Source organism: Eggerthella sp. BIOML-A1 (genome assembly GCF_009875595.1).
GTDB lineage: Bacteria > Actinomycetota > Coriobacteriia > Coriobacteriales > Eggerthellaceae > Eggerthella > Eggerthella lenta.
Map to the genome: position 1 here is coordinate 1 of NZ_WWRZ01000029.1, position 1,397 is coordinate 1,397.

1 protein-coding gene is annotated in these 1,397 nt (G+C 42.3%); it reads right to left on the reverse strand.

Going from position 1 to position 1,397, the window contains the following annotated elements; translation table 11 throughout:
- Nucleotides 1–29: 29 nt before the first annotated feature.
- Nucleotides 30–1,397 (reverse strand): phage portal protein (locus GT590_RS14225; protein WP_205217249.1); only part of this gene is annotated, 1,368 nt, incomplete at its 5' end.

The following is a 1,397-nucleotide window of genomic DNA, read 5'->3' on the forward strand; positions in this document are numbered from 1 at the left end:
GTTCAGCTTCTATCCGCTTCTTCCAGTAATCATTGGCCATCTTCAATCACTTCCTGACCGTCATCTGCAAGATCCTTGTCAGTCATTCGCTTGTTCTTTTCAAGTTTCTTGGAAAGCAGGCTTGAGCTTTCTTCCTCTTCAGCCATCTTAGCCAGCTCATTTTTTGGGTTATCCACAATAGACAGAACAGAAAGCTTGGTTGTGTTTGAAACTTGTCCAGCTAGATTTGCAACAATGCTAGACTCTTCAAGGATATTCCTTGGCACATTGCGTGTGAAATTGTACTTGATACCAGTCCAACCATCACTTGGCACTTTTGCCATTGGCACGTTGAAAACAATCTCATACAATCGATTGAATGCGGACTGCATTTTACGGTCTTTCATCTTGGCCAGATTGTCCATGGCTTGCAGTTTGAAAGCTAGGGCAGTCCCTGAAGCATTTCCAAAGTCTTCCTCAGACAGATTGGCAACCATAGAAACTGCAAAGATAGACTCTTTGAGCAATGCGATCAGATTTTCTTGGGTAGTGTCTGAATTCGGCTTCTCAAGGAAACCGACCTCAGGCAATGCGCCATCACCATTTTTCCACAAGTTGAAAATGCGGTTTTCTCTGATTTGGTCAGCCATGCCATCTTTAAGCTCTACACCTACAATCTTCAAGTAAGCGTCAGCAAAGTAGTCAACGTCATTGGCTTTCTCGCTAGCAGCCTTGTTCAGAGCGTTGATGAGCGTTTTGACACTATCAAAGATACCTTGACGCTCTTCATTTTCAATCATTTCTACAACTGGCAATTTGCCGTAAATGTGGGGAGTGCGTTCATGGAATGTCACACTTCCTCCTAGCTGGAACGTTGTTTCAATGACTTCAGCAGACGTGATAACCTGACCATATCCATTGACTTCTCCATCATTGAAGGCATATCTGACCGCAAATAGTGGCTTTTCTTGAATACTGTTATCATGAACAATGAACATGTTGACTGGACTGTTGTAGGTTGTTCTGGTATTTCCTTCCTCGTCCTGATAGACATATAGGAAAGCATGGCCAAAAATATCTGCAATCTTTGCTAGCTCAAACTCATTGTCTTCCATGTCATTCAATTTGCGGAAATCATCAATGAATTTGCTTGTAGTATCGTCATCATGCGTGATTTTGACCGGGATACCGATTTGGTAGCCACTGAATGTGTCAACAATGTACTTGGCATAGTTAATGACAAGCCTATTGTCTGGCTTCCAGCTGTCCTTTTTAGGTGCTTTCAAAATATCATGCTTTGACATGTACATATTTTCATTCTCAATGTACCCTCTAAGCAATCTTGATTGATGAAGCTCCACTGCTTCTGACACCAATTCTGCTGGTGTCAGAAGCAGTGGAGCTTCATCAATCAAGAT